Genomic DNA, 26235 nt, shown 5'->3' with positions numbered 1-26235 from the left:
CTCCTGCGTTGAAGGATGACAAGGTGAAGGGACGCTCTTTGACGACGCTGCTCGGTCTGTTCATGGCCACCACGGCAGGCGCCGCCGATTTCATGGTTGAAGTCAAAGTGGAAGTGCAGCGCGGCTGCGTACTTATCCACCAGCCCCGCGATGCCGGCGCCCAGGCCCTGGGCGTGCTCGACTTCGGCCGCACCGCACGGCTGGACGACCCGGCCGGCCCGCTGAGCAGCCAGCTGATCGCTTTGCGCCCGCCGCGCCTGGAATGCAACCCCGACACCGCTTATCAGGTGCAGGTCGATGGCGGCCAGCACGGTGGCATCGGCGAGGTGCGTTACCTGGCCAGCGGCCAGCCTGCGACAAAACCCATTCCCTACCGTTTGTATCAGGACCCGGCCTGGCGTCAGCCCTTGCCGGTCAATGTCGTGCAGCATGCCCGGGTGCCGGATAGCGGCTCAGTGGCGCTGCCGTTGTACGCGCGCATCGACCGTCTGGCCGAAGTACCGGCGGTGGGGCGATATTCGGATCTGCTCAAAGTCACCGTCACCTGGTAACCGGGGCGGCGCCTGCTAAAGGAACTGGCGGTATGAAACGGGTATTGCTGTTGAGTGTTGGCCCACTGCTGTTGCTCAGCCCCGATGCCTTCGCGGTCATGAGCGGGCATATCCAGGCGCAGCTGGTGATCAGCAGTGCCTGCCAGATCAGCGGCGGGCCCGGCACCCTCGAAACCCCGGACGGCGGCGTGCTGGACTTTGGCCGCCAGGGCCCGAGCTGGACCAACCCGCTGCGCTCAGGCATTGAAGAAGCCACCGGTGACGGCAGCCTGCAGGTGCGCTGCAACCCGGCGGTGCGTGCCTTTACCGTGAGCATCAACGGCGGTGCCAACGGTGACGGCGCCACCCGACGCTTGAGCAACGGCCGCGAACTGATCCCCTATGAGCTGTCCGCCGATTCCTCGGGCCGGGCCCTTTATGCCATCGGCCAGACCCGCAATTTTTCGGTCAGCAGCGCCGCGCAGATTCCGATTCCGATCTACGGCGCGGTGGTCGCCCATCCCAAGGCGCTGCCCGCTGGCATCTACCGCGACACCCTGATGGTGACCCTGGATTGGTAGCACGCAAGGAGTGACACATGCACCCAAACCTCTCACGCTTCATTTTCGCAGGCCTGGGCCTGGCGCTCGCGGCTCAGGCCCAGGCGGCCACGGTAACCGGCAATATCACTGCCACCCTGACGCTGATCGCCAGTTGCCAGGTCAACGGTGGCGGCGGGGCCAGCGGCCTGAATTTCGGTACGCTGAATTTCGGCACCCAGGAGGCGCTCTTCACTGATGCCCCCGGGCAGGTGCTGGGCGGTGGCGGCGGGGCCATGAGCATCCTCTGCTCCAGCGGCACGGTGCCGGAGATCAAGGTGCGCGCCGGCGCTCACGACAGCCAGTCGTCCGGCGGCACCCGGGCACTTTACGATGGCGTGGCCAACTACGTGCCCTACGACTTCTACACCGATTCAGGGCACACCCAGGTGCTGGCCATCGACGGCACGATCACCTTGCCGACCAGCACCGGCGTGGCGCAGACGGTCAACCTCTACGGCCTGGCCAAGGGCAAGGCGGGCCTGCCGGCCGGGGTGTATACCGACACCGTAGCGGTCGAGCTGAGTTTCTGAGCCGTGACCCGCGCCTTGCCTGCGCTGCTGGCCCTGGTCGCTGGCAGTGCGCCGTTGCCGGTGGCGGCGGTCACCACCAGCACCTTCCAGGTCAGCGCCACGGTGGTGGCCGGCTGCCTGGTGGTGGGCGGGGTGAGCAACTACGGCAACCTGGACTTCGGCAGCTATTCGGCGCTGTCGACCAGCAGTGTGACCACCGCCTTGGGCGGCACCACGGTAACCCTGCAATGCACGCCGGGGGTGAGCCTGAGCATGAGCGTGGATGCAGGACTGAACAGCGCCAGCGGCACGCGCAACCTCAAACGCAGCAGCGGCACCTCGCTGGTGGCCTATCAATTGTTTCGCGACGCCGGCTTCAGCCAGAGCCTGGGCATCAACCAGAGCGTGGCGGTGAGCTACAGCGACCCGACCGCGATCAAGCTGCCGGTCTATGCCCGGGCCCAGCTGACCGGCAGCCTGCCGGCCGGCAGCTATACCGATGTGGTGCAGGTGGTGCTGACCTTTTGAGCCGCGCCGCCAGATGATTTCGACAATAAGGAGTGTGTGCATGGAAGTAGGCGCTGGCAGTTCGCGCTTGAACTACAACCTCTTGGCTGGCGCGGTGGTCCTGCTCTGCAGTGCACCGTTGCAGGCCGCCACCTCGGTACTGATCTGGCCGATTGACCCGGTGCTGGAGGCCAATCAGAAAGCCGGTGCGCTATGGCTGGAAAACCGCGGCGACGCCCCGGCCAACCTGCAGGTTCGGGTGTTCGCCTGGCGCCAGGGCGAATTCGACGACCAGTACCAGGCCCAGCGCGAGATCATCGGCAGCCCACCGGTGGCCAACATCGCCCCGGGGCAAAAGCAGCTGATTCGCCTGACCCGCACCGGCAGCTCGCCGGTCGGCCAGGAGCAGGCCTACCGCATCATCATCGATGAAATCCCCCCGGCCTTGCCGGCAGCGGCCAGTGCCGAAAAGCCGCAGGCGGCGATCCGTTTCCAGATGCGCTACTCGGTGCCGTTGTTCGTCTACGGCGAAGGCCTCTGGGGCAAGCCGGATGCCAGCGGCCAGCGCGGCGACAGCGCGGTGGGCAAGCCGGCGCTGAGCTGGCGCCAGGTGTCGGTGCAGGGCAAGCCGTATGTGGAAATCCGCAATACCGGGCCGGTGCACGCGCGCCTGACCGACATGGTGCTGCAGCAGGGCGGCCAGAGCCGGCCACTGGTGGAGGGCCTGCTCGGCTACGTATTGCCCGGCGCGGTCATGCGCTGGCCAGCGCCGCAGCCCTTGAGCGCCGCCTCGGTGCTCAAGGGCCGGGTCAATGGCCAGGAGCCGGCGCAAACCCTCAGTCAGGGCCAATGACCTGCAGCTAGCGGCAAGACAACAGGGGCCAGGGAGGACCCGGTAATGGTCGGATACTGTGTGTGAGCATTTCTTCGGCGCTGCAGGCCTGCGGCCTGACCGTGCTGGGCTGTGGTGCGCTGCTGGCCGGCGAACTGCCGCCGCCCCCGGCCAGCCTCGAGGCGGTTGCCGATGCGCCGTTGTTCCTGGAACTGGTGGTCAACCAGATGAGCAGCCCTGAGCTGGTAGCGGTGCAGCAGCGCGCCGGGCGCCTGTACATGGCCAGCGCCGACCTGCGGGCCGCCGGTATCGAACTGCCCGGCGAATACGGCGCCGAAGTGGCCCTGGACAGCATTCCCGGCCTGCACAGCGACTATGACAGCCAGGGCCAGCGCCTGGTCGTGCAGGTGCCGGCCAACTGGCTGCCGAACCAGCGCATCGGCAGCCGCCAGCTGTACCCGGCCAGCGAAGCCCGCAGCAGCTTCGGGGCACTGCTCAACTATGACCTGTACCTCAACGACACCGACGACGGCGGCCGTTATCTCGCGGCCTGGAACGAGCTGCGCCTGTTCGACAGCTGGGGCACGCTGTCGACCACTGGCCAGTGGCGCCAGTCCCTCGGCGGCAACGATTACGCCGGCAGCCAGGAAGGCTTTCGCCGCTACGACAGCACCTGGCGCTACACCGACGAAGCGCGCCTGCTGACCCTGGAGGTCGGCGACGTGCTCAGCGGCGCCTTGCCCTGGACCAGTTCGGTGCGCCTCGGTGGCCTGCAACTGTCGCGCGACTTTGCCGTGCGCCCGGACCTGGTCACCTACCCATTGCCGGCCTTTGCCGGGGAAGCGGCGGTGCCGTCCTCGGTGGACCTGTTCATCAACGGCTACAAGAGTTCCAGCGCCGAGCTGCAGCCGGGCCCCTACACCCTGACCAACGTGCCGTTCATCAATGGCGCCGGCGAGGCAGTGGTGGTGACCACCGATGCCCTGGGCCGCCAGGTGTCGACCACCTTGCCGTTCTATGTCACCAGCAGCCTGTTGCAGAAGGGCCTGGCGGATTTCTCGGTCGCTGCCGGTAGCCTGCGCCGGGATTACGCGATTCGCGACTTTGCCTATGGCCCGGGGGTTGCCGCAGCCAGCCTGCGCTACGGCCTGAGCGACAGCTTCACCCTCGAAAGCCATGCTGAAGCGGCCGAGTCCCTGGCCCTCGGCGGGTTGGGCGGCAACTGGCAGGTGGGCAACTGGGGCGTGGTCAACGCGGCCTTGAGCCAGAGCAGCTTCGACAGCCGCAGCGGCCAGCAACTGAGCTTCGGCTACCAGTACAACAGCCAGCGCCTGGGCTTCAACTACCAGCGCCTGCAACGGCGTGGCGACTACGCCGACCTGTCGCTGGTCGACAGCCCCTACACGCGCCTGAGCCAGCGCAGCGAGCAGGTGACCATGAGCCTCAACCTCGAGCGCTACGGCAGCCTCGGTGCCGGCTATTTCGATGTACGCGCCGGTGACAACTCGCGCACCCGCTTGCTCAACCTCAGCTGGAGCAAGCCGCTGTGGCGCAACAGCAGCCTGTACCTGTCGGCCAACCGCGAAATCGGTGACAGCCAGTGGGCGGTGCAGGCACAACTGGTGATCCCGTTCGACCTGCGCGGCACCCTGAGCTTCAGCGTCGAGCGCAACAAGGAAGGCGAGAACCAGCAACGGGTCAACTACAGCCGAGCGGTGCCCAGCGAAGGCGGGGTCGGCTTCAACCTCGGTTACGCCGATGGCGACCGCGAAGCCTATCGCCAGGCCGATGTCACCTGGCGCCTGCAATCGGTGCAACTGCAGGCCGGCGCCTACGGCAGCAGCGACAGCATGACCCGCTGGGCCGATGCCAGCGGCTCGCTGGTGTGGATGGACGCCGGGGTGTTCGCCGCCAACCGCATCGACGATGCCTTCGTGGTGGTCAGCACCGAAGGCTTTGCCGAGGTGCCGGTGCGTTACGAAAACCAGCTGGTCGGCCGCACCGACCAGAACGGCCACCTGCTGGTGCCCTGGAGCAGCGCCTATTACCGGGCCAAATACGAGATCGACCCCATGGAGCTGCCGGCCAACGTGCAGAGCCCGCAGGTCGAGCAACGGGTGGCGGTGCGTCGCGGCAGCGGCTACCTGCTGGAGTTCCCGCTGCAGCGGGTGGTGGCCGCGAGCATCGTCCTGGTCGATGGCAACAATAAGGAACTGGCGCTGGGCAGCCAGGTGCGCCACGAGCAGAGCGGGGCGCTGGCGGTGGTCGGCTGGGACGGGCTGGTGTACCTCGAGGGCCTGGCTGCGGACAACAGCCTGCAGGTGCAGATCGCCAATGGCGGCAGTTGCCGGGTGCACTTCAAGCTGGCGCCCGAACAGGACCAGGTGCCGCTGATCGGCCCGCTGGTGTGCCAATGAAGCGCCTGCTGACGCTCTTGGCATTGCTCGCCAGCCCGCAGGTGCAGGCCCTGTGCACGGTGATCGATACCGCGCCGGCCAGCTTCGGCAGCGTCAGTTCGACCCTGGTGCGCACCACGGTGCAGTCGGCGTCGACCCTCAACGCCGGGCTGCAATGCACAGGATCCCTGGCGAGCCTGCTGGCCAGCGACGATCACTTCTATGCCACCTTCACCCCGCCTGCGGGCAGTACCGGCATGCTCGGGCCCACCGGCGATGTGATCGCCTACACCCTGTACGCCAACAACACCACCAACTTCGCCATCAACCGTAGCCAGCCCTACGACTTTGCCCGCAACGGCATCATCGATGCCCTCGGCCTGCTCAATGGCACCACGCCCAAGGCGGTGCCGATCTACCTCAAGAGCCTGACCGGCAGCAACGTCGCCGCCGGCCTCTACCAGGAAACCCTGTCGGTGTACTGGAACATCAGCTACTGCTGGGGCATCGGCGTGGGCAGTATCTGCCTGGGCCGGCAGAACCTCACCGGCACCACCAGCCTGACCGTGAGCCTGACGGTCACCAACGACTGCCAGATCACCAGCCCCAACATCAGCTTCGGCAGCGCGCCGGTGGTCGGCGGTTTCAGCACGGTCAACAGCAACGTCAACGTCTCCTGCACCAAAGGCAGCAACTACACCGTGGGCCTGGACGATGGCCAGAATGTGTCCGCCGGGCGGCGGCGAATGAAGTCGGCGGCCAACAACTACCTGGCCTATGACATCTTCAAGAGCGCCGGCAGCGTGCGCTGGGGAAGCGTCACCTCTGCCCGCCGGGCCAGCAGCGACGCCGATATCAATCCCGGCGCGGGCACCGGTACCGGCAGTCAGGTCTTCAACTACAACGCCAAGGTCTACACCGACCAGACCACCCCGCCAGCCGGTACTTACCTGGACAACGTGATACTCGACGTGCAGTTCTGAGCCCGCGCGCCTTCGGTCAGCCACCAGTAACCCAGGGCCAGGGCGTTGAGCAGGGCGCCGTAGGCGCACACCAGCAGCCAGCCGCCCCAGGCGTAGGCCAGGGTCGAGGTCAGCGCGCCGAAGGCACTGCCCACCGAGTAGAACAGCATGTAGGCGGCGGTCAGGCGGCTGTGGGTGGCCTCCGGCAGGCGGTAGATCAGGCTCTGGCTGGCCACGTGCACGGCCTGCAGGCCAAGGTCGAAGACCACGACGCCGAGCAGCAGCGCCCACAATGAATAGCCGGTCAGGGCAATGGCCGCCCAGGACGCCAGCATCAGCAGCAACGAGCCGCCACTGACCCACTGGCCCAGGCCGCGATCCACCAGCGCCCCGGCCCGTGCCGCAGCCAGCGCGCCCGCCGCTCCTGCCAGGCCGAACAGGCCGACTTCGCCGGTCGACAACGACAGCGGCGGGGCGCTCAGGGGCAGCACCAGCGGCGTCCACAGCACCATCGCCGAGGCGAAGCTGAGCAGGGCCAGCACCGAGCGTCGGCGCAGCAGCGGTTCATCGCGCAACAGCAGCGCCAGTGAGTGCATCAGTTCGCGGTAACTGCCCGCAGCCTGCGCCGGTTCCTGGCGCGGCAGCACGCGCCAGAGCAGGGCGGCAATCACCAGCGTCAGGGCCGCCGACAGCCAGTAGATCGAGCGCCAGCCGGCCAGGTCGGCCATGGCCCCGGACAAGGTGCGGGCCAGGAGGATGCCGATCACGATACCGCTGGTGATCACCCCCACCACCTGGCCGCGTTCGCTGGCCGCCGACAGGGTGGCGGCATAGGCCACCAGCACCTGGGTGACCACCGCCAGCAGGCCGGTCAGGCCCATGCCGAGCAACAGCCAGGGGGTACTCGGCGCCCAGGCGATCAGCAGCAGGGCCAGGGCCGACAGCAGCGACTGGCCGACAATCAGCCGCCGGCGGTTGAGACGATCGCCCAGCGGCACCAGCAGCAACAGGCCCAGGCCATAGCCGACCTGGGTCAGGGTCACCACCAGGCCGACCAGGCCCGGGTCGATGGCAAATTCCCGGGCCATGGCGTCGAGCAAGGGTTGTGCGTAGTAGACATTGCCCACCGCCAGGGCGCAGGCCACGGAGAACAGCAAGACGACGGCGGACGGCAATCGATGTAGGGGCTGCATGGGTTCAAATCCTTCTGGTTGCATAATGAAACCAGTTGTACGCTAGAGAAACCGGTTTTATATTGCAACCACTTTTCCTGGCGAGATCTCCCATGGTTCAACGCACCCGCCTGCAAGACGCCGAATGCCCGGTGGCCCGTTCCCTCGATGCCATTGGTGACTGGTGGTCGCTGCTGATCGTGCGCGATGCCTTCGACGGCTTGAAGCGCTTCAGTGAGTTCCAGCGCAACCTCGGCCTGGCCAAGAACATCCTCAGCACTCGCCTGCGCCAGCTGGTCGAGCACCAGATCTTCGAGCTGGTGCCGGTGTCCGAGGGCAGCGCCTATCAGGAATACGTGCTCACCGAAAAAGGCCTGGGCCTGTTCCCCTTGATCGTTGGCTTGCGCCAGTGGGGCGAGGCGTTCTACTTCGCTGAGGGCGAGGCCCACTCGCAACTGGTCGACCGTGAACACGGCAAACCGGTCAAGGCCCTGGAGCTGCGTGCCGCCGATGGCCGCCTGCTTGGTCCGCACGATTGCGTGCGCCTGCCGGCCACGGGCTGAGCCTGGCAGCCAGCTCCAACCTTCACGGCAGCCACGGGCAAGACCGCCATTGCCACCGAGCGCAGAGTAGGACCACTGTCATCCTTCTGCTCGAGGTCTTTTGCCATGTCGCTCAACGACACGCTCAGTGCGCACCTGAATCGTGGCACGGTCGGCTTTCCCACCGCCCTTGCCAGTACCATCGGCCTGATCATGGCAAGCCCGGTGATCCTCACTGCGACCATGGGCTTCGGCATCGGCGGCAGTGCCTTCGCCGTGGCCATGCTGATTGCCGTGGTGATGATGCTGGCGCAGGCGACCACCTTTGCCGAGGCAGCGTCGATCCTGCCGACCACCGGCGCGGTGTACGACTACATCAACTGCGGCATGGGGCGCTTTTTCGCCATTACCGGTACGCTGTCGGCCTACCTGATCGTCCACGTCTTTGCCGGCACCGCCGAGACCATGCTGGCCGGGGTCATGGCCCTGGTGAACTTCGAGCACCTCAACACCCTGGCTGAGTCGGCCGGTGGTTCGTGGCTGTTGGGTGTGGGGTTCGTGATCATCTTCGCCATCCTCAATGCCTTCGGCGTCAGTGCTTTCGGCAAGGCCGAGATCATCCTCACCTTCGGCATGTGGACCACCTTGATGGTCTTTGGCGTGCTCGGCCTGGTGGCCGCGCCGGCCGTGGAACTGGAGGGCTGGTTCGGCGTGTCGCTGGTGGGTACCGACCTTATGACCATCCTCTCGCTGGTGGGCATGGCCATGTTCATGTTCGTCGGCTGCGAGTTCGTCACGCCGCTGGCCCCGGACCTGCGCCAGTCGGCCAAAAGCATGCCGCGGGCCATGGCCCTGGGCCTGCTCGGGGTGGCGGCGTGCATGTTCATCTATGGCGCGGCGATGAAACGCCAGGTCGAGAACGTGCTGCTCGACGCCGCCAGCGGCGTGCACCTGCTGGACACACCCATGGCCATCCCGCGCTTTGCCGAGCAGGTAATGGGCGATATCGGCCCGCTGTGGCTGGGCATCGGTTTTCTGTTCGCCGGTGCGGCGACCATCAATACGCTGATGGCCGGGGTGCCGCGGATTCTCTACGGCATGGCCGTCGACGGCGCCTTGCCCAAGGTTTTCACTTACCTGCACCCACGCTTTAAAACGCCGCTGCTGTGCATCCTGGTCGCCGCGCTGATTCCGTGCCTGCATGCCCTGTGGCTGGGCGGCAACACCGACCGCATCATGCACCTGGTGCTGGCGGCAGTGTGTGCCTGGAGCACGGCCTATCTACTGGTGACCCTGTCGGTGGTGATCCTGCGCATCCGCCGCCCGGACCTGCCGCGGGCCTACCGTTCGCCGCTGTTCCCGCTGCCGCAGATACTGTCTACCGTCGGGATTGTCCTGGGCATGGCGTTCATCACCCCGCCAGGCATGGACCCGGCCGACATCTACGTGCCCTTCGGCCTGATGCTGGCCGGCACGGCGGTGTATGCGCTGTTCTGGACGCTGGTGGTGCAGAAGGTCAATCCGTTCAAGCCGGCCTCGGTGGAAGAGGTGCTGGCGCGGGAATTCGCTCACCAACCGGGGACTGCTCATGGCTATTGCCCTGCGCCAACTGTGGCAAAAGCTGTCTGAACGGGCGCCGGCCGGCTATCGACCGGGGCTGACCCTTGAGAAGGTGCAACGCAACCTGGGCCTGGACAGCTTTGAAGTTGTCGCCCCCGGCCTGGGCCGCTTCGACTGGGCCGGGCAGGCGGTGCAGGTGCGCGAGCGCTGTGAAGCGCAATTGCTCATGCACCTGGTGCTGACCGAGTTCAGCCTGACGCTGCCTGCCACAGGGCAGGGCAATGCCCGCCTTGAGCTGCACCACAGCGGGTCATGGCGGCGCAGCGGGCTGCGGGTTCGCCTGCGCAAGGGCGAGCTGGCGTTGCAGGCCGAACTGCAACGCCGCTTGCAGGCGGAGGCGGCTTTGTTGCAGGCGCTGATGCCCCTGGACTTCAAGCGCCTGCTGCTGGAAAGGTGCGACGGCCAGTGGACCCTGACCCTCGAGCACATCGGCGCCAGCGAAGTGGTCAACCGCCTGCCGGCCTTTCGTCGTTACATTCGCCTGAGCCCCGAGCAACACCAGCACCTGCTGGCCGCGCTGCAAGGCTTGCCGGCGCTATTGGCCGGGCTCTGACCCGGCCATCTGGCATCAAACCTGCTTTCACTCTGGCTGCTTCAAGCAAGTTGCGCGCACATAGATAACATGTTAACTATTGCCCAACAAAAACAAGATGCCATTGCGGAGGTACCCATGAGTATCCATCACGCCAGCAGCCCTGCGCTGGAACGCTGGAACGCAACCATGCAGAACATCTGCGGGGTGTATGAGACGGAACTTACGTTCAACCCCTCGCTGTTCATCGGCGAGATTTCCACCTGGTCGCGCGGCGGCCTGGCCCTGGCCAACCTGCGCACCAATGCCGGGCTGATCCGCCGCAAGGGCCTGAACAGCGACCGCGACAACGACCAGCATTGCTTTCTGGTCAGCCAGCGCACCGGCTTTTCGCAGATCACCCAGAACGGCATCAGCATCCAGCTCGCACCCGGCGAGATGCTCCTGATGGATGCCGCCGGCGCCTGCGAGATCATGCCTTTCGGCCTGATCGAACATGCCTCGCTGTCGTTGTCGCGGGCCGAGGTGTGCAAGCAACTGGGCAACGACAGCCGCACCTTCGGCAAGATCTCCCAGACCCGCGCCTGCGGGCGCATGCTGCACCTGCTGATGGACCAGCTGTGCAAGGAGCAGAGTGCCACTGACGACGAGCAGGGCGAGGGGCAGGCACTGCACAGCGCCTTCCTGTCATTGCTCGGTTCGGCCCTTGAAGGCAGCGATGACCTCACGGCGCTGCCGGCCTCGTTGCAGGGCGCCAACCTGCGCAGCTACGTGCAAAAAGTCATCGATGACTCCCTCGGCCAGGCCAACCTGACCCCGGTCAACCTCGCCAACCGCCTGAACATTTCCGTACGCCACCTCTACCGCCTGTTCGAAGAGCAGGGCGACAGCGTCTGCCGCTACATCCAGCGCGCGCGCCTCAAGCGCAGCGCCGCCGACCTGGCCAACCCGGTGCTCAAGCGCGAGTCGATCACCACCATCGCCTACAAATGGGGCTTCACCGACTCGGCGCATTTCAGCCGTTCGTTCAAGAAGCAGTTCGAGCAATCGCCCAAGGACTACCGCGCCAGCAGCCTGGCCTGATCACCGTTTCATCGCCGCTGACTTGACCGCAGGATGCGGTCTGTATAGGCTCGCCTGACTTGGCTACCTACCGATAGGTAGGTTGAGCGATAAACGCCAGCCAGGTCCCGCTTTTATCTGGAATCGAGCCTATGCACAGTGCAGCCTCCACGCCGACCGCCCGGGTCGGCTTCGCCATTTCCCTGGCCCTGATCGGCGCCCTTGGGCCCTCGGCGGTCGACATGTACCTGGCCAGCATGCCGAGCATTGCCAGTGAGTTCGCCACTTCCTATGCCGGGGTGCAGTTGACCCTGACCGTGTTCCTCCTGGCCATGGGCGCCGGGCAACTGCTGTTCGGTCCGCTGGTCGATACCCTTGGCCGGCGCCGGCCATTGCTCGCCGGCTTGCTGGTGTTCGTCCTGAGCTCCCTGGCCGCCGCTGCGGCGCCAGACCTCAACAGCCTGCTGCTGGCGCGCTTCATCCAGGGCCTGGGCAGCGCCCTGACCCTGGTGGTGATCATGAGCATGGTCCGCGACGTCGCCGAGGGCGCGCGGGCGGCGCAGATCTTTGCCTTGCTGATGACCATCGAAGGCCTGGCACCGGTGATTGCCCCGGCGCTGGGCGGCTTTGTCGGTGCACACTTTGGCTGGCGGGCGATCATGCTGGTGCTGGCGGCATTGGGCGTGCTGGTGCTGTTCAACTCGGCAGTGATGCTCAAGGAGACCTTGCCCCAGGATCAACGCATGGCCTGGCAACCGCGTGAGTTTTTGCGCACCTACGTGCGCATCGCCTGCGACCGCCAGTTCCTGCGCCCGGCCCTGGCCTTGTCGGCGGTGTTCTTCTTTCTGTTTGCCTACATCGGCGGGGCGGCCTTCGTTTACCAGCACCATTTCGGCCTGTCGGTGGAAGCCTTTGGCACGCTGTTCGGTGCCACCGGTGTGGCCATTTTGCTCGGCGCCATCACCGCTGGCCGCCTGGTGGCGCGCAAGGGCCTGGTGCGTCTGGCCCGTTGGGGCGCGGCGTGCATGTTCGTGGGGGCCGTACTGGTGCTGGCTGGGGCTCTGAGTGCGGCGGGGCTGGTGGGCATCGTTGCCGGCATGGCCGTGGCGATGTTCGGCCTGGGCATTGCCGAAGCCACCCTGATGTCGCTGGTGATGTCCTCGCAGAGCAAGGCCCTGGGCTCGACCGCCGCCTTGCTCGGCGCCTTCCAGTTGATCATTTCGTCGTTCGCCACGCCATTGTCGGGCATCATGGCGCCATTGGGTGCGGCGTACTGGGCACTGCTACTCGGCCTTTCGGCGGTGTTCGTCGCGCTGCTGGTGCACATCAGCACCCGCCATGCCGAGCCGCACCTGCAGAGCCTGGCTGGCCATTGATCCGTATTTGTTGGGGGAGACACCGTTATGAGAAGCCTGACGCCGTCGGCAGAAAAGATCTGCGCGATTGCCGTCGAGCAGTTCGCCGAGCTGGGTTATGACGCCTCGTCGCTGAACGATATCGCCGCCGCCGCGGGCATGCGCAAGCCGTCGTTGTATGCGCATTTCGCTGGCAAGGATGACCTGTTCCAGGTGGTCTATGCGCGGGCCCTGCAAGCCGAACATGAGTACCTGGAGGCCTGCTTTGCCGAGAAGGTGACGGCCGGGGAGTTGCCGGGGCAGCGTTTTGCCGAGCGCTTGAATCAGCGCTACCAGGCGTCGGCGCATTTGCGCTTCATGCTGCGCACGGCGTTCTTTCCGCCCAGTGAATTGCGACCGGTGATCAGTGCCGGGTTCGAGGCGTACCTGGCGAGGTTGGGCGAGTTGTTTGCCCTGGCGTTGCACCGCTATGCACCGGGGCTGGATGAGGAGCAGCAGCGCTTGTATGGCGATGGCTACCTGGGGATTGTCGATAGTTTGAATGTCGAGTTGATCTATGCGGGGGCGGAGGCGTTCGAGCGGCGACTGGCGGCATTGTGGCGCTTGTTTGGGGAATCGTTGGCCAGGTTATAGGGCCTCATCGCTGGCAAGCCAGCTCCCACAGGTTCGGTGCATGCAGTACCTGTGGGAGCTGGCTTGCCAGCGATGCTTTTTGTCAGGCTACTGCAAAGTAATGCTTCACAAAACTCTCGCTGAGAATCTCCCACAACACCGGCGTGCCCTTGGTCACGAACCAGCTGTCACCCTGGTTGTAGGTGCGGCTGACGCCGGTTGCTTCGTCGGTCAGACGCACCTGGCCGGTCACCACCACGGCCTGTTCGTTGAATGGGTAGACCATGCGAAATTTGCCGCTGGTGGTGCCAAAGTAGGCGCTGCTGACCGGGTCGGTCGGCGCGCCGAAGGTCATCTTGCCGAAAGCACGCACTTCGCCTTTGAGTATTTCCGAACCCAGGTCGGCAACGGTGCCCCAGGCGTCGAGTTCGCTGAGCTGGATGTTCTGTTTAACGGCAGTCAGGGTCATGGCAGTGTTCCTTGAGGGTTGAAAACAATGGGTTTCAGCGCCGGCCATTCCAGTAGCCGGACAACTGGTGCCAGGACTTGCCCGCGGTCAGCAGCACCGCGCGCAGTGGGTCTTTGGCCGGGATGGTCGGGCGTGGCACCGAGCTGATCAGGTCATAGCGCGCCGAGCCTTCGCTCATGCCTTCGGCCAGTACCTTGCAGATGATGTGGCTGGGGGTGACGCCAAAGCCGGAATAACCTTGCACGTAAAAAGCGTTGCGCCGACCGGGCAGGGTGCCGATCTGCGGGAACAGGTTGGGGCTGCAGGCCATCGGCCCGCCCCAGGCCAGGTCGATCTTCACGTCCTTGAGGTAGGGGAAGATCTTCAGCATCAGGTTGCGGTTCCAGGCCTTGAGGTCGCGCGGGATGTGCTCGACCAGCGGCGTGGCGGCACCGAACAGCAGGCGGTTTTCGTTGGTCACGCGGTAGTAGTCGATCACCGGGCGGATGTCGCTGTAGGCGCCGCGAATCGGGCTGATGCGCTGGATCAGTTCGTCCGACAGCGGCTCGGTCATCATCTGGAAGGCGTAGGTGTTGATGGTCGAGCGGTGCAGCTCCGGCTCCAGTTTGTTGAGGAAACTGTCGCAGGCCCACAGCAGCTTGCTGGCGGTGACCGAGCCGCGCCCGGTGCGCACGCGAATGCGCTCGCCGTACTGCACCTGCAGCGCAGGGCTGTTCTCGAAGATGCGCACGCCGTGTTCGCTGAGCGCCTTGGCTTCGCCGAGCAACAGGTTCAGCGAATGCACATGGCCACCGCCCATGTGCAGCAGGGCACTGCTGTAGGCGTCGGAGCCGATGATCTGCTTGACCTCGCTGCCGCCGAGAAAACGGATCTCGTGCTGGGAATTGACCGACTTGAAGTCTTTTTCCCAGGCGCGCAGGGTCTTTTCCTGGCGGGCATTGAAGCCCATGTAGCCGTAGCCATGGCAGAAGTCGGCGTCGATGGCGTACTTGGCGATGCGCTGCTTGATGATGTCGGCACCCAGGTCGCTGATCTCGAAGATCTGCCGCAAGCCATCGTCGCCGACGTGCTGCTTGATCTTCTCCAGGTCGTGACCGATGCCGGCCATGATCTGCCCGCCGTTGCGCCCGGTGCCGCCAAAGCCCAGGTAGCGGGCTTCGAGCACGACGATGTTGGTGATGCCTTTTTCCGCCAGCTCCAGGGCCGTGTTGATCCCGGAAAAGCCGCCGCCGATGATGACCACGTCGGCGTCCACGTCCTCTTCCAGGGTCGGGAAGCTCAGGTTGTATTTTTTGGTGGCGGTGTAGTAGGTCGGCGTTTCGATGTTGATCATGGCGCTGCCTGAAAAGTGGAGTACTGATGGGCTCTATTAAGGCCTTGTACGGCGCCTGCGTCTTGACCCTGCGTGCCGCCGGGCTTGACTGCCGGTGCCAGGGCTGTGGCAAGGCGTTGATTTTGTTAAAGTGTTAACAAAATAGCCTGATGATTAGCCATTCCATGCCCCAACCGCGCCCGTCCCTGACCCTGACCTTGTTGCAAGCCCGCGAAGCGGCCATGCGTTTCTTTCGCCCCTCGCTCAACCAGCACGGGCTGACCGAGCAGCAGTGGCGGGTGATCCGTATCCTGCGCCAGCAGGGCGAAATGGAGATCTACCGCCTGGCGGAACAGGCCTGCATCCTCAAGCCGAGCATGACCGGGGTGCTGGTGCGCATGGAGGCGGCCGGGCTGGTCAGCCGGCGCAAGGCCGAGCAGGATCAGCGCCGGGTGCTGGTGAACCTGGCGGCCAGGGGCGAGGAGATTTTTGCTTCGATGAGCCAGTGCATGGAGAGCAACTATCGGCGGATTCAGGAGCAGTTCGGCGAGCAGAAGTTGCAGGCGCTGCTGGGGTTGCTGGAGGAGTTGAAGCAAGTCGGTCGGTGACCGCATCGCTGGCAAGCCAGCTCCCACAAGGTCCTCTGTAAACCGAACCTGTGGGAGCTGGCTTGCCAGCGATGAGGCCAGTACAGTCAATACACCGAAGGGCCGGATGAAGCCGGCGCCACCCCCCCCTTGAACCTGCCCGCCAACCCCTGCAAGCCCCTCATCAGCACCGTGGTATCCACCCCCACCGCGACAAACCCGGCGCCCAGTTCCAGGTAGCGCCGCGCCAAGGCCTCATCGGCACTGAGAATCCCCGCCGCCTTGCCGGCTTTTTGAATCTGCACAATGGCCTGTTCAATCGCCGCCTGCACCTCAGGGTGGCCGGGGTTGCCGCGATAACCCATGGACGCACTCAGGTCCGCCGGGCCGATAAACACCCCGTCAACGCCTTCGACCGCGGCAATCGCATCCAGGTTCTGCAGCCCTTCAAGGCTCTCGATCTGCACCAGCAAGCACATTTGCTCATCGGCCTGCTCCAGGTAACCGGGGATGCTGTTCCAGCGCGACGCCCGTGCCAGGGCACTGCCCACGCCGCGCACGCCCTTGGGCGGGTAGTGCATGGCGCGTACCAGCTGGCGTGCCTGTTCAGCGCTTTCGACCATGGGTACCAACAGGGTTTGCGCGCCGATATCCAGCACTTGCTTGATCAGCGCGGTGTCGCCGATCACCGGGCGGATGATCGCCTGGGCCGGGTAGGGGGCGATGGCCTGCAACTGGCCGAGCATGCCGCGCAGGTCGTTGGGCGCATGTTCGCCGTCGATCAGCAGCCAGTCGAAACCGGCGTTGGCGGCCAGTTCCGCGCAGTACGGCTCGGCCAGGCCGAGCCACAGGCCGATTTGCGCCTCGCCCCGTTGCAGGCGTTGTTTGAAGCGGTTGACGGGCATGTCCATGGGCAAGTCCTCAAACGAAACGACAGGCAATCGAACCGAGCATGTCGTAGTCGACATGGAAGGTATCGCCGGGGTTGGCCGCCACCGGGCGGGTGAAGGAGCCACCGAGGATGATCTGCCCGGCTTCGAGGGTGACGTCGTATGGCGCCAGCTTGTTGGCCAGCCAGGCGACGCCCTTGGCCGGGTGGTTGAGCACCGCCGCCGAGACGCCGGACTCTTCGATCACGCCATTGCGGTAGAGCACCGCCGGCACCTTGCGCAGGTCGATATCGCCCGGGCGCACCGCGCGCCCGCCCATGACCACGCCGGCGTTGGCGGCGTTGTCCGAGATGGTGTCGAAGACCTTGCGCGTGGCCTGGGTCTGCGGGTCGATCTGCTGGATGCGTGCATCGATGATTTCCAGCGCCGGGATCACCCATTCGGTGGCGTCGAGCACGTCGAACAGGGTCACGTTCGGCCCCTTGAGCGGCTTGCCGAGCACGAAGGCCAGCTCCACCTCGACCCGTGGCACGATAAAGCGCTCGAAGGGAATGTCGCTGCCTTCGTCGAAAAACATGTCATCGAGCAGCGCGCCGTAGTCCGGTTCGGTGATGTTCGACGACACCTGCATGGCCCGCGAGGTCAGGCCGATCTTGTGGCCGACCAGCTTGCGCCCGTTCTGGATCTTTTGCGCGACCCAGGCGCGCTGGATGGCGTAGGCGTCTTCAATGCTGATGCCCGGGTGCTCCAGGGAGAACTGCCGCACCTGTTCGCGGCTGCGTTCGGCGCGCTCGAGCTGGGCGGCGGCTTGCAGGATCTGGCTGTGGTCAAGCATGGCTAAATCTCTTACTGAGGGTTGACGATGGCAGCCTTGGTGCGCAGCACCAGCAGGCCGCCGAGGGTGATGAACAGCGCCAGCACGAACAGCGCCAGGCTGGCGCTCTGGGTGGTGTCGCGCATCCAGCCGATCAGGTACGGGGCGAGGAACGCGGCGATGCTGCCGAACGAGCTGATCAGGGCGATGCCGGCGGCCTGGGTGGTGTTCGACAGGAACGCTGGCGGCAGTTGCCAGAACATCGGCAAGGCGGCGCTGGCGCCCATGCCGGCGATGATCAACCCGCCCAGCACCATCACCGGGTTGCCTGGCGACAGGCCGGCGATGGCAATGCCCAGGGCCGACATCAGCAGCGGCACGCACAGGTGCCAGCGGCGTTCACGCTGACGGTCGGAGGAGCGCCCGCAGGCAATCATGAACAGGCAACCGGCCAGATACGGTACGGCGCTGAGCAGCCCGACCCGGCCATCGCTGCCGATGCCGGCGCCGTGGATCAGGGTCGGCATCCAGAACGCCAGGGTGTTGACTGCCAGCATCACCGCGAAGTACACCGCCACCAGCAGCCAGACCTGGCTGTCGCGCAGGATGCCGCCGAACGAGGTGATGGATTTGCGTTGTTCTTCCTGGTTCAGCTGTTCGCGCAGTTGCAGCTTTTCTTCGCTGCTGAGCCAGTTCACGCTGTCGAAACTGTCGGGCAGGCACTTGAGCACCACCAGGCCGAGCAGGATCACCGGCGCGCCTTCGATCAGGAACATCCACTGCCAGCCACGCAGGCCGGCGGCGTCGTGGAACAGTTCGAGGATGCCGCCCGACAACGGCCCGCCGACCACACCGGCCATGGGCACGGCGATGGCGAACAGCGCGGTGATCTGCCCACGGCGACGGGCCGGGTACCAGCGGTTGAGGTAGACCAGGATGCCGGGAAAAAAGCCGGCTTCGGCCACGCCCAGCAAAAAGCGCAGGACGTAGAAGCCCGAGGCCGATTCGACCCAGAGCATGCTGGTCGACAGCGTGCCCCAGACCACCATCAGGGTGGCGATCCAACGCCGTGGGCCGACCCGGTCCAGGGCGATGTTGCTCGGTACGCCGAACAGCGCGTAGGCGATGAAGAACAGCCCGGCACCGAAGCCGTAGACCGTGTCGCTGAAGTGCAGGTCGCTGCTCATCTGCATCTTGGCAAAGCCGATGTTGATGCGGTCCAGGTGAGCGAACAGGTAGCAGATCAGCAGCAGCGGCATCAGCCGCCAGGTGATCTTGCTGTGGGTCGAGTCATGTTGGGCAAGGGCAGCGTGTTCGGCAGTATTGGCTGTGCTCATGATCTTGTACTTTTTGTCAGAGGGCCGTGGGGGGAGGGTGGCTGTGCGTCAGCCCGCCTGGTTCTGGAGAAAGGCGTGAACGTTGTTCTGCTTGAAATTCAGTTGCGGGTGCAGCTCGATCATCTCGAACGAGAGCGCCAGCAGGCGTTGGCTTTGCAGCTCGGCAAAGTGCGCGGTGATCACCTCGAACAGCGCCTGGGCAACCTGGGTGCGGGTGTCCAGGTCACGGCCGTGGCCGACCTTCAGGGTCATGTGGACGAAGGCGTAGTCATGCTTGCCATCGGCCATGCGCCAGCTGTCCAGGCGCACGCCGCGGCTGCGGATGCCACCCAGGGGGAACACGCCGCTGGCGCCCAGGCTGGCGTGGACCTTCTCGAACAGGCCGGGCAGGTCGGCCTGTTGCTCGATGTTGTCGGTGTACTCAATGATGAAATGCGGCATGAAGATCTCCGTTTGAACGGCGGCAAGCGGCAAGCTACAAGCGGCAAGAGCGCGTGCTCTTCACTTGCAGCTTGTGGCTTGAAGCTTGTGGCTGCTGCCTTCGCGCTACAGCGGGAAGACAGCGTTGATCTGGCCGGTGCCGGAACTGCCGAACGGCTCGGTCAGCACCTCGACCGGCTTGTTGTAGTCGGCGCCGCCGAGCAGGCCCAGGAGCATCGCCGTGTCGTGCATGCCGCCTTCGCCGTAGCAGTGAGTGGCGTAGTCCGGAAGCATTGCGCAGAACTCCTTGAAACGGCCCTGCTTCCACAGCTCGACCACCCGCATGTCCATCTGCTTGTCGAATTCGCGGGTCCAGTTGTGGATGTTGGCTTCGGCGTTGCGGTCGTCCGAGAAGCGGTGCGACAACGACCCGGACGCCAGCACCAGGACCTTGCGGTCGCTCTTTTCGATGGCCCGGCGCACGGCGGCGCCGAAGGCGAAGCTATCTTCCAGGCGGTGCCAGGCGCACCAGGCGGCGATCGACACGACCTTGAGCTTTTGCGCCTCCGGTACATCCATGTGCATGTAGCGCATCGGTACCAGGGTGCCGTACTCAAGCTCCAGGCTCGGGATGTTGTGGGCCAGGGTGCGCACGTCGGCGGCATTGGCCTCAAGGCCGATCAGCTCGCCCAGCTCCGGGCAGCCGGGGTACTCGAAGTCCATGTTCTTGATGAAGTGCGGCAGCTCGTTGCTGGTGTAAGTGCCCTTGAAGTGCTCGCCACAGTTGATGTGGTAGCCGCTGTTGACCAGCCAGTGGACGTCGAACACCACGGCGGTGTCGGCGCCCAGTTCGCGGGCGCGGCGGCCGATTTCCTTGTGTCCGGCGATCGCCGCCTCGCGGCAGCCATGATGCTTGCCGGGCAGTTCGGACAGGTACATCGAGGGTACGTGGCAGACTTTGGCTGCCAGGACGACTTCGCCCATGATGGAACTCCTGGAGATTGTTGTTCTTGTGTGCTGTCAGTGCCATCGCTATCGCCGGCAAGCCGGCTCCCACAGGTTTTGAGGTGACATCAGACCTGTGGGAGCTGGCTTGCCAGCGATGACGTCAGACGCCCCAGCGCGGAATATGATGACTGCCCATCGAGATACACACGTTCTTGATCTCGGCAAACACCTCGAAGCTGTATTGCCCGCCTTCACGGCCAGTGCCCGAACCCTTGATCCCGCCGAACGGCTGGCGCAGGTCGCGCACGTTCTGGCTGTTGATGAACACCATGCCGGCCTCGATGCCGCGGGCCAGACGATGCGCCTTGCCGATGTCCTGCGTCCAGATGTACGAGGCCAGGCCATACTCGGTGTCATTGGCCAGTCGCAGCGCCTCGGCTTCGTCCTTGAACGGAATCAGGCACACCACCGGCCCGAAGATTTCTTCCTGGGCGATGCGCATGTTGTTGTTCACGTCGGCAAACACCGTCGGCTGGATGAACTGCCCACGGGCCAGGTGCGCCGGCAGGTTGGCCGGGCGCTCCAGGCCGCCAGCGAGCAGGGTCGCGCCTTCCTCGATGCCGATCCTGATGTAACCGGTGACCTTGTCATAGTGGGCTTGAGTGATCATCGAGCCTACCTGGGTTTTCGGGTCTTGCGGGTCACCGACGATCAGCCGTTTGGCCCGTGCGGCGAACTCGGCGACGAACTGCGGATAGACGCTTTCCTGGATGAAGATACGGCTACCGGCGGTGCAGCGCTCGCCATTGAGCGAGAAGATGGTGAACAGCGCCGCATCGAGGGCGCGCTCCAGGTCGGCGTCTTCGAAGATCAGCACCGGCGACTTGCCGCCCAGCTCCATGGAGTACTTCTTCAGGCCTGCGGTCTGCATGATCTTCTTGCCGGTGGCGGTGCCGCCGGTAAAGGAGATCGCACGTACGTCCGGGTGACGCACCAGGGCATCACCGGCGGTGGCGCCGTAGCCCTGGATGACGTTGAGCACGCCGTTGGGGATGCCGGCCTCGACGGCCAGGCGGCCCAGTTCGTTGGCGGTCAATGGCGACAGCTCGCTCATCTTCAGCACCGCGGTGTTGCCCAGGGCCAGGCACGGCGCAGTCTTCCAGGTGGCGGTCATGAACGGTACGTTCCACGGCGACACCAGCCCGCACACGCCCACCGGCTGGTACAGGGTGTAGTTGAGCATCTGGTCGTCGACCGGGTAGGTGTGGCCGTCCATGCGCGTGCAGACTTCGGCGAAGAAGTCGAAGTTGTGCGAAGCACGGGGGATCAGCACGTTCTTGGTCTGGTGGATCGGCAAGCCGGTGTCGAGGGTTTCCAGTTCGGCCAGCTGCGGCACGTTCTGCTCGATCAGCTCACCAAGCTTGCGCATCAGCCGGGCGCGTTCCCTGGCCGGGGTGTTGGCCCATTTCGGGAAGGCTTCCTTTGCCGCCGCAACAGCCTGGGCAACCTCGTCGGCGCCGCCGCTGGCGACTTCGCCAATGGCCTCGCCGGTGGCCGGGTTGTAGTTGACGAACACGTCTTTGCTTTCGACCTCGCGGCCGTTGATCCAGTGTTTGATCATGTTGCTCATGCCTCTTGGCGGTTGAGGGCGAAGAACTCGGCTTCGCTGACAATACGGTTGACCAGGCGCCCGACGCCTTCGACTTCGACCACCACTTCATCGCCCCGCACCACGTCGGCCAGGCCCTCGGGGGTGCCGGTGGCGATCATGTCGCCCGGCTGCAGGGTCATGAAGCTGGACAGGTATTCGATCAGGTAGGGGATGTCGAAAATCATGTCCTTGGTACTGCCTTGCTGCTTGAGCTCACCGTTGATCCAGGTGCGCAAGGTCAGGTTGGAGGCATCCGGCACCTCGGCGACGTCGACGATCCACGGCCCGACGGGGGTGGTGGCGTCGCGGTTTTTCACCCGCAAGTTGGGCCGGTAGTAGTTTTCCAGGTAATCGCGGATGGCGTAGTCGTTGCACACCGTGTAGCCGGCCAGGTACTCAAGGGCATCCTCGCGCTTGACGTTGCGCGCAGGCTTGCCGATCACCGCCACCAGCTCGCACTCGTAGTGCATGTAGGCGACGTTGTCCGGGCGCCAGCTCACCTGGTTGTGGCCGGTGTAGGTGCCCACCGACTTGACGAACGCCAGCGGTTCGGTGGGCGGTGTGAAGGCCAGCTCGGCGGCGTGGTCGGCGTAGTTCAGGCCCAGGGCGAACATGTTGCCGGTGGCCGGCGGCAACCACTCGACCTGCTGCTCTTGCAACAGCCGGCCATCAGCCAGGCGCACGGCGTTGTCGGCCTCGACGGTGACGGCGTGGACTTCGCCCTGGTAGCGGATACGTGCGTGTTTCATCAGCGCTTCTCCTGCGCGGCAACGATGCTGTTGGTCAGGCGCCCGAGGCCGCTGATCTCGACTTCAACCTGATCCCCGGGCAGCACATCGACGCGGCCTTCGGGGGTGCCGGTGATCAGCACATCACCTTCGTGCAGGGTCATGAACTCGCTGATCTCGGCAATCAGCTGGGCAACGCTGCGGACCATGTTGGCGGTGCTGTTCTGCTGGCGCAGCTGGCCATTAATGAACAGCTTGATGCTCAGCTGCTGCGGGTCGGCGACTTGCGCGGCCGGCACCAGTTCAGGGCCCAGGGCGCAGAAGCCGTCGCGGCACTTGGCCTTGACCGCCGGGCGGTAGTAGCTGTCTTCCGGCAAGCTGAATTCATTGACGATGGTGTAGCCGGCGACATGGCTGAGGGCATTGTCGACGCTGACCCGGGTGGCACGCTTGCCGATCACCACGCCCAGGGCCGGGCCCGGTTGCAGTTGTTCGATGCCTTGCGGATAGACCACGGGCTGGCCGTGGCCATTGCGGGTGTTGGGGGTCTTGATGAACAGCACCGGCTTGACCGGCGGCTTTTGATACGGCGGCTGTTCGAATTCGGCGAGACGCTGGTTCAGCAAACCCTGGTAGTTCAGCGCAACGCCGAACAGGGTACCGCTGGCAGCATCGTGCAAGGCACGGCTCATGGGGTTCTCCTGGCTGGGGCAGGGGCAGGGTCCCTGCTCGAATAATTGTTAATGTGTTAACGTTATAATTAAGATGTTAACGAAATGCAAGCGGCTTGCTGCAGGAGTAAGCTGGCGACAGAACAACAAGAGTGAGCAGGGCCATGAGCGAGCGCCAGCCAATCCCCAACATCAACATCGGTCAGGTCTATGACCAGCGCTACAGCGATGCCGAGGTGCACTACGACAAGCTCGGCAACCTGGCCGGGTTCTTCGGCCGCAACATGCCGGTGCACCGCCATGACCGGTTTTTCCAGGTGCATTACGTCAAGAGCGGCACGGTGCGGGTGTACCTGGACGACCAGCAGTACGTCGAATCGGGGCCGATGTTCTTCCTCACGCCGCCGACCATCCCGCATTCCTTCGTCACCGAGCCCGATGCCGATGGCCATGTGCTGACCGTGCGCCAGCAACTGGTCTGGCAGTTGCTCGAAGCTGATCCGGGGTTGGCGCCGGGGCCGCAGGTGGCGCCGGCCTGCGTGGCCTTGAGCGGCCTGGAGCCGAGCTATGCCGCCGAGGCGCGGCGCCTGGCCCTGCTGTTCGATGAGCTGCACAGTGAAATCAACGCCAGCGCAGCCGGGCGCGGGGCGGCGCTGGAAAGCCTGACGCGGCTGATCATGACCAGCCTGCTGCGCCTGTGCGCGCGCTCGCTGCCCGCACGGCAAACCCGTCATGAAGACTTGCAGGTGTTCCACCGCTTCAACGAACTGATCGAGGCCCACTACCTCGAACACTGGCCGTTGGCGCGCTACGCCCAGGGCATCGGCGTCACCGAGGCGCGGCTCAATGAAGTGTGCCGGCGCATCGCCGACCTGCCGTCCAAGCGGCTGATCCTCGAACGGCTGATGCAGGAGGCGCGGCGCCTGCTGCTGTACACCGGCAGCTCGGCCAACGAGATCTGCTACAGCCTGGGCTTCAAGGACCCGGCGTATTTCAGCCGGTTCTTTTTGCGCTATGCGCAGCTCACGCCGGGGGAATATCGTCAGCGTCAGGCGGGGTTGCGCTGATGTCAGGGGGGGGGCAGGTCAGGCTCTGTCGCCGATAGTGAATTTCCAGCAACTGACGGTGATGCTCTTGTGAGCATCCAGCACTGTGAAGTCGAAGCGGCCTACGAGGTACAGGCTGTTCTGATCCTGATTAATTTCATCAATTGTCAGCGTGCCATTGCTTATTTCAAAGGATGGCTGGCCGTACTTTCCGAACTCCATGGTTACTTGTACCTGGTCGCCCAATCCTTGTTCATCTACATCAGCGTCCACAGGAAACAGGTAATCTCTTGCCTTGGGTTTCCCCCAGCAGCTCAAGGTCAACAGGTACTCCTCAGCCTTGGAACCAGCGGAAACCTCAAACGTGTCTTCGGTGAAAATGGGTTTCCACATCGTCAGGTTCAACGGCTTGCTACCGCTCGTTGTCTCCAGAATCAGGTCGATGCCCACAAAAGCATTCTCGATATCGTCCATCATGACGCGGCTCTCCAGCAGAGGGGGGGCGCTAAACCGACGTGTAACCGTCGTTCCTTAACCTAGGGGGCCTGCCCCAACCCGTCTACTGGCAAAAATGCTAGGTGCGTAGCCAGAGGTTGTCGAAACGCCAGGTGCTGAACAGCGTCTGCTCGGCTGCGGCGCCACCGACCTGGCGCGAGAAGGCGTCGAGCAAATTCACGTAGCCCCAGATCAGCAAGCCGCCGCGCTCGTACTGGATCTGCTGGGCCTGGTGCACCAGGGCACTGCGCTTGGCCAGGTCCGGCTGGGCCATGGCCTGGAGGAACAGTTCGCTGAACTGCGGGTCGTTGAATTGGGTCTTGTTGGCCACGGCAAAGGGCGCATCGATGTGCATGGCGCTGGCCAGAAACGGCGCGCCGATGGTACCGCCAGTGCTCAGTTGCCACTGGTCGTGCTGCGGGCCGTCGAAGGTGGCCTGGTCGACCTGGCGCACCTTGAGGCCCACGCCGATGCGCTTGGCCTGTTCGGCGAACACCAGTGCCGAAGCCAGGGCCGGGCCGCTGGTGGTCACCAGCTCGACTTCGAGCTGTTCGTGGCCGGCTTCGCGCAGCAGTGTTGCCGCCCGTTGCGGGTCATGCGGGCGTGGGCCGAGGCGGTGGTTGAAGGTCGGGTCGTTCGGTGCGTACAGGTCGTTGGCCACCCGGCCCTGGCCATTCAAGGCACGGCGCACCAGCTCCGGGCGGTCGGCCAGCAGGCGGAAGGCTTCGCGTACCTTCGGGTTGTCGAACGGTGGCTTGCTGGTGTTCATCTCGAACGACAGCCAGTTGCCGCTGACCGAGGTCACCAGTTGCAGGCGCGGGTCGCGTTCGATGATCTGCAACTGTTCGCTGGGCAGCCCGTTGGCCATGTCGATCTGCCCGGCGCGCAAGGCGGCCAGGCGCGAGACCTGGTCCTTGAAGTCGATGATCTCCAGCTCGTCGGCGTAGGGTTTGCCGTCCTTGTAGTAGTTTTCGAAGCGGCTGAACACCGAGCGCTGGCCGGGTGTGAAGCTTTTCAACTTGTAGGGGCCGGCGCCGACCGGGTTGGTCAGCGGGTGGTAATCGACCGGGACGATGCCGCCGAAGTTGACCCAGGTTTCTGCCAGCGGCAGGTAGCTGCGCCCGTCCTTGAAGCGGATGCGCACGGTGCGCGCGTCGAGCTTTTCCAGGTTGTCGCGGTCGACCCAGTGCAGCAGCGCAGCATAGGGCGAGGCCAGTTGCGGGTCGGTCAGGCGGCGAATGGAGAAGATCAGGTCGTCGGCATCGATAGTCTTGCCGTTGTGAAACTCAAGGCCCTGGCGCAGGCGTACGGTCCAGCTGCTGGCGTCGGCGCTGGCCTCGGCTTCTTCGGCCAGGGCCAGGCGCGGTTGCATCTGCTCGTCCCATTCCCACAGCTTGCTGTACAGGGCAAAGCCGCGGACGATGCCGCTGCCGATGGGTTTGTGGGCGTCGAGGTTGCCGACCTGGCCGCCGGACAGCACGCCCAGGCGCAGGCGCCCGCCATGGCGCGGCTGGTCGCTGGCCAGGTTGCTGGCAGCAGGTGTATCGGGGCCGCAGCCGCTGAGCAGCATGCCGCCGCCCAGCGCCAGGCTATAGCCGAGAAAACGCCGGCGCTGGTAATCAAAAGGGTCCATG

At 64.8% G+C, this 26235-nt stretch carries 28 protein-coding genes; 15 read left to right on the top strand and 13 right to left on the bottom strand.

The features are described 5' to 3' along the window. The first annotated feature begins 62 nt into the window (after positions 1-62). The 7 genes from CCOS864_RS15860 (at position 63) to CCOS864_RS15830 (ending at position 6359) form a co-directional block, all read left to right on the top strand. Positions 63-551: a Csu type fimbrial protein gene (locus tag CCOS864_RS15860; protein ID WP_115087655.1), complete on the top strand. Its 489-nt coding sequence runs from the start codon at positions 63-65 to the stop codon at positions 549-551. Between the two features lie 32 nt (positions 552-583). Next, positions 584-1111 (top strand): Csu type fimbrial protein, encoded by a 528-nt coding sequence (locus CCOS864_RS15855; protein WP_115087217.1) that lies wholly within the window; start codon positions 584-586, stop codon positions 1109-1111. A gap of 17 nt (positions 1112-1128) precedes the next feature. Continuing rightward, on the top strand, positions 1129-1662 hold the full coding sequence (locus tag CCOS864_RS15850) for a Csu type fimbrial protein (RefSeq protein ID WP_115087216.1): 534 nt from the start codon (positions 1129-1131) through the stop codon (positions 1660-1662). Between the two features lie 3 nt (positions 1663-1665). Further along, the gene (locus tag CCOS864_RS15845; protein WP_115087215.1) at positions 1666-2169 is read left to right on the top strand and encodes a Csu type fimbrial protein; all 504 of its coding nucleotides are present in this window, start codon (positions 1666-1668) and stop codon (positions 2167-2169) included. Positions 2170-2209: 40 nt separating this feature from the next. Next, on the top strand, positions 2210-3001 hold the full coding sequence (locus tag CCOS864_RS15840) for a fimbrial biogenesis chaperone (RefSeq protein ID WP_115087214.1): 792 nt from the start codon (positions 2210-2212) through the stop codon (positions 2999-3001). A gap of 68 nt (positions 3002-3069) precedes the next feature. Beyond that, a complete protein-coding gene (locus CCOS864_RS15835; RefSeq protein WP_244211933.1) occupies positions 3070-5397 on the top strand; it encodes a fimbria/pilus outer membrane usher protein in 2328 nt (775 codons plus the stop codon). Then, the gene (locus tag CCOS864_RS15830; protein WP_115087212.1) at positions 5394-6359 is read left to right on the top strand and encodes a Csu type fimbrial protein; all 966 of its coding nucleotides are present in this window, start codon (positions 5394-5396) and stop codon (positions 6357-6359) included. The genes CCOS864_RS15835 and CCOS864_RS15830 overlap by 4 nt, the downstream gene beginning before the upstream one ends. On the opposite strand, the gene CCOS864_RS15825 is transcribed toward CCOS864_RS15830, so the two are convergent. Beyond that, entirely contained in the window at positions 6323-7531 is a 1209-nt protein-coding gene (locus tag CCOS864_RS15825; RefSeq protein ID WP_115087211.1) for an MFS transporter, read from the bottom strand. The two genes, CCOS864_RS15830 and CCOS864_RS15825, sit on opposite strands and share 37 nt — an antisense overlap. 92 nt (positions 7532-7623) lie before the next feature. Between CCOS864_RS15825 and CCOS864_RS15820 the strand changes: the two genes are divergently transcribed. From CCOS864_RS15820 to CCOS864_RS15795, 6 genes are all read left to right on the top strand, one after another. Continuing rightward, positions 7624-8073, top strand: coding sequence for a winged helix-turn-helix transcriptional regulator (locus tag CCOS864_RS15820; RefSeq protein ID WP_115087210.1), 450 nt, complete (start codon positions 7624-7626; stop codon positions 8071-8073). 105 nt (positions 8074-8178) lie between these two features. Then, positions 8179-9681 (top strand): APC family permease, encoded by a 1503-nt coding sequence (locus tag CCOS864_RS15815; protein ID WP_115087209.1) that lies wholly within the window; start codon positions 8179-8181, stop codon positions 9679-9681. After that, on the top strand, positions 9641-10225 hold the full coding sequence (locus tag CCOS864_RS15810; RefSeq protein WP_115087208.1) for a DUF3156 family protein: 585 nt from the start codon (positions 9641-9643) through the stop codon (positions 10223-10225). Before CCOS864_RS15815 ends, CCOS864_RS15810 begins: the two co-directional genes overlap by 41 nt. Before the next feature lie 117 nt (positions 10226-10342). After that, positions 10343-11287, top strand: a complete 945-nt coding sequence (gene feaR, locus CCOS864_RS15805) for a transcriptional regulator FeaR (protein ID WP_115087207.1) — start codon at positions 10343-10345, stop codon at positions 11285-11287. Between the two features lie 131 nt (positions 11288-11418). After that, on the top strand, positions 11419-12642 hold the full coding sequence (locus tag CCOS864_RS15800; protein WP_115087206.1) for a multidrug effflux MFS transporter: 1224 nt from the start codon (positions 11419-11421) through the stop codon (positions 12640-12642). A gap of 27 nt (positions 12643-12669) precedes the next feature. Then, the gene (locus CCOS864_RS15795) at positions 12670-13254 is read left to right on the top strand and encodes a TetR/AcrR family transcriptional regulator (RefSeq protein ID WP_115087205.1); all 585 of its coding nucleotides are present in this window, start codon (positions 12670-12672) and stop codon (positions 13252-13254) included. A gap of 82 nt (positions 13255-13336) precedes the next feature. Here the strand turns inward: CCOS864_RS15795 and CCOS864_RS15790 are convergent, their stop codons facing one another. Both CCOS864_RS15790 and CCOS864_RS15785 read right to left on the bottom strand, forming a co-directional pair. Then, positions 13337-13702 carry a cupin domain-containing protein gene (locus CCOS864_RS15790; RefSeq protein ID WP_115087204.1) on the bottom strand — a complete coding sequence of 122 codons (366 nt, stop codon included), beginning with the start codon at positions 13700-13702 and terminating at the stop codon, positions 13337-13339. Positions 13703-13736: 34 nt separating this feature from the next. After that, complete coding sequence (locus CCOS864_RS15785; RefSeq protein ID WP_115087203.1) at positions 13737-15035, bottom strand: NAD(P)/FAD-dependent oxidoreductase; 1299 nt, start codon at positions 15033-15035, stop codon at positions 13737-13739. 164 nt (positions 15036-15199) lie between these two features. Here CCOS864_RS15785 and hpaR point away from each other — a divergent pair, with 164 nt between their 5' ends. Then, on the top strand, positions 15200-15622 hold the full coding sequence (gene hpaR, locus CCOS864_RS15780; RefSeq protein WP_115087202.1) for a homoprotocatechuate degradation operon regulator HpaR: 423 nt from the start codon (positions 15200-15202) through the stop codon (positions 15620-15622). Positions 15623-15708: 86 nt separating this feature from the next. On the opposite strand, the gene hpaI is transcribed toward hpaR, so the two are convergent. The 8 genes from hpaI to CCOS864_RS15740 form a co-directional block, all read right to left on the bottom strand. Beyond that, positions 15709-16512, bottom strand: coding sequence for a 4-hydroxy-2-oxoheptanedioate aldolase (hpaI, locus tag CCOS864_RS15775; protein ID WP_115087201.1), 804 nt, complete (start codon positions 16510-16512; stop codon positions 15709-15711). A gap of 10 nt (positions 16513-16522) precedes the next feature. After that, positions 16523-17326 carry a 2-oxo-hept-4-ene-1,7-dioate hydratase gene (gene hpaH, locus CCOS864_RS15770; RefSeq protein WP_115087200.1) on the bottom strand — a complete coding sequence of 268 codons (804 nt, stop codon included), beginning with the start codon at positions 17324-17326 and terminating at the stop codon, positions 16523-16525. Between the two features lie 11 nt (positions 17327-17337). Continuing rightward, complete coding sequence (locus tag CCOS864_RS15765) at positions 17338-18642, bottom strand: MFS transporter (protein ID WP_115087199.1); 1305 nt, start codon at positions 18640-18642, stop codon at positions 17338-17340. A 48-nt stretch (positions 18643-18690) separates the two neighbouring features. Continuing rightward, complete coding sequence (locus CCOS864_RS15760; RefSeq protein WP_115087198.1) at positions 18691-19083, bottom strand: 5-carboxymethyl-2-hydroxymuconate Delta-isomerase; 393 nt, start codon at positions 19081-19083, stop codon at positions 18691-18693. Positions 19084-19188: 105 nt separating this feature from the next. Further along, positions 19189-20046 carry a 3,4-dihydroxyphenylacetate 2,3-dioxygenase gene (hpaD, locus tag CCOS864_RS15755; RefSeq protein ID WP_115087197.1) on the bottom strand — a complete coding sequence of 286 codons (858 nt, stop codon included), beginning with the start codon at positions 20044-20046 and terminating at the stop codon, positions 19189-19191. A 124-nt stretch (positions 20047-20170) separates the two neighbouring features. Next, positions 20171-21631: a 5-carboxymethyl-2-hydroxymuconate semialdehyde dehydrogenase gene (gene hpaE, locus CCOS864_RS15750; RefSeq protein ID WP_115087654.1), complete on the bottom strand. Its 1461-nt coding sequence runs from the start codon at positions 21629-21631 to the stop codon at positions 20171-20173. Between the two features lie 5 nt (positions 21632-21636). Then, the gene (locus tag CCOS864_RS15745; protein ID WP_115087196.1) at positions 21637-22410 is read right to left on the bottom strand and encodes a fumarylacetoacetate hydrolase family protein; all 774 of its coding nucleotides are present in this window, start codon (positions 22408-22410) and stop codon (positions 21637-21639) included. Then, complete coding sequence (locus CCOS864_RS15740) at positions 22410-23081, bottom strand: fumarylacetoacetate hydrolase family protein (protein ID WP_115087195.1); 672 nt, start codon at positions 23079-23081, stop codon at positions 22410-22412. The genes CCOS864_RS15745 and CCOS864_RS15740 overlap by 1 nt, the downstream gene beginning before the upstream one ends. A 143-nt stretch (positions 23082-23224) precedes the next feature. On the opposite strand from CCOS864_RS15740, the gene hpaA reads away from it, so the two are divergent. Continuing rightward, entirely contained in the window at positions 23225-24127 is a 903-nt protein-coding gene (gene hpaA, locus CCOS864_RS15735) for a 4-hydroxyphenylacetate catabolism regulatory protein HpaA (RefSeq protein ID WP_115087194.1), read from the top strand. An 18-nt stretch (positions 24128-24145) separates the two neighbouring features. On the opposite strand, the gene CCOS864_RS15730 is transcribed toward hpaA, so the two are convergent. Together CCOS864_RS15730 and CCOS864_RS15725 are read right to left on the bottom strand one after the other, a co-directional pair. Next, positions 24146-24583 carry a hypothetical protein gene (locus tag CCOS864_RS15730; RefSeq protein ID WP_115087193.1) on the bottom strand — a complete coding sequence of 146 codons (438 nt, stop codon included), beginning with the start codon at positions 24581-24583 and terminating at the stop codon, positions 24146-24148. Between the two features lie 97 nt (positions 24584-24680). Further along, positions 24681-26234: an ABC transporter substrate-binding protein gene (locus CCOS864_RS15725; RefSeq protein ID WP_115087192.1), complete on the bottom strand. Its 1554-nt coding sequence runs from the start codon at positions 26232-26234 to the stop codon at positions 24681-24683. Between the last annotated feature and the right edge of the window lies 1 nt (position 26235).

Origin of the sequence: Pseudomonas wadenswilerensis (genome assembly GCF_900497695.1) — a bacterium.
Lineage (GTDB): Bacteria > Pseudomonadota > Gammaproteobacteria > Pseudomonadales > Pseudomonadaceae > Aquipseudomonas > Aquipseudomonas wadenswilerensis.
This window is presented reverse-complemented; position numbering and strand designations above follow the sequence as displayed.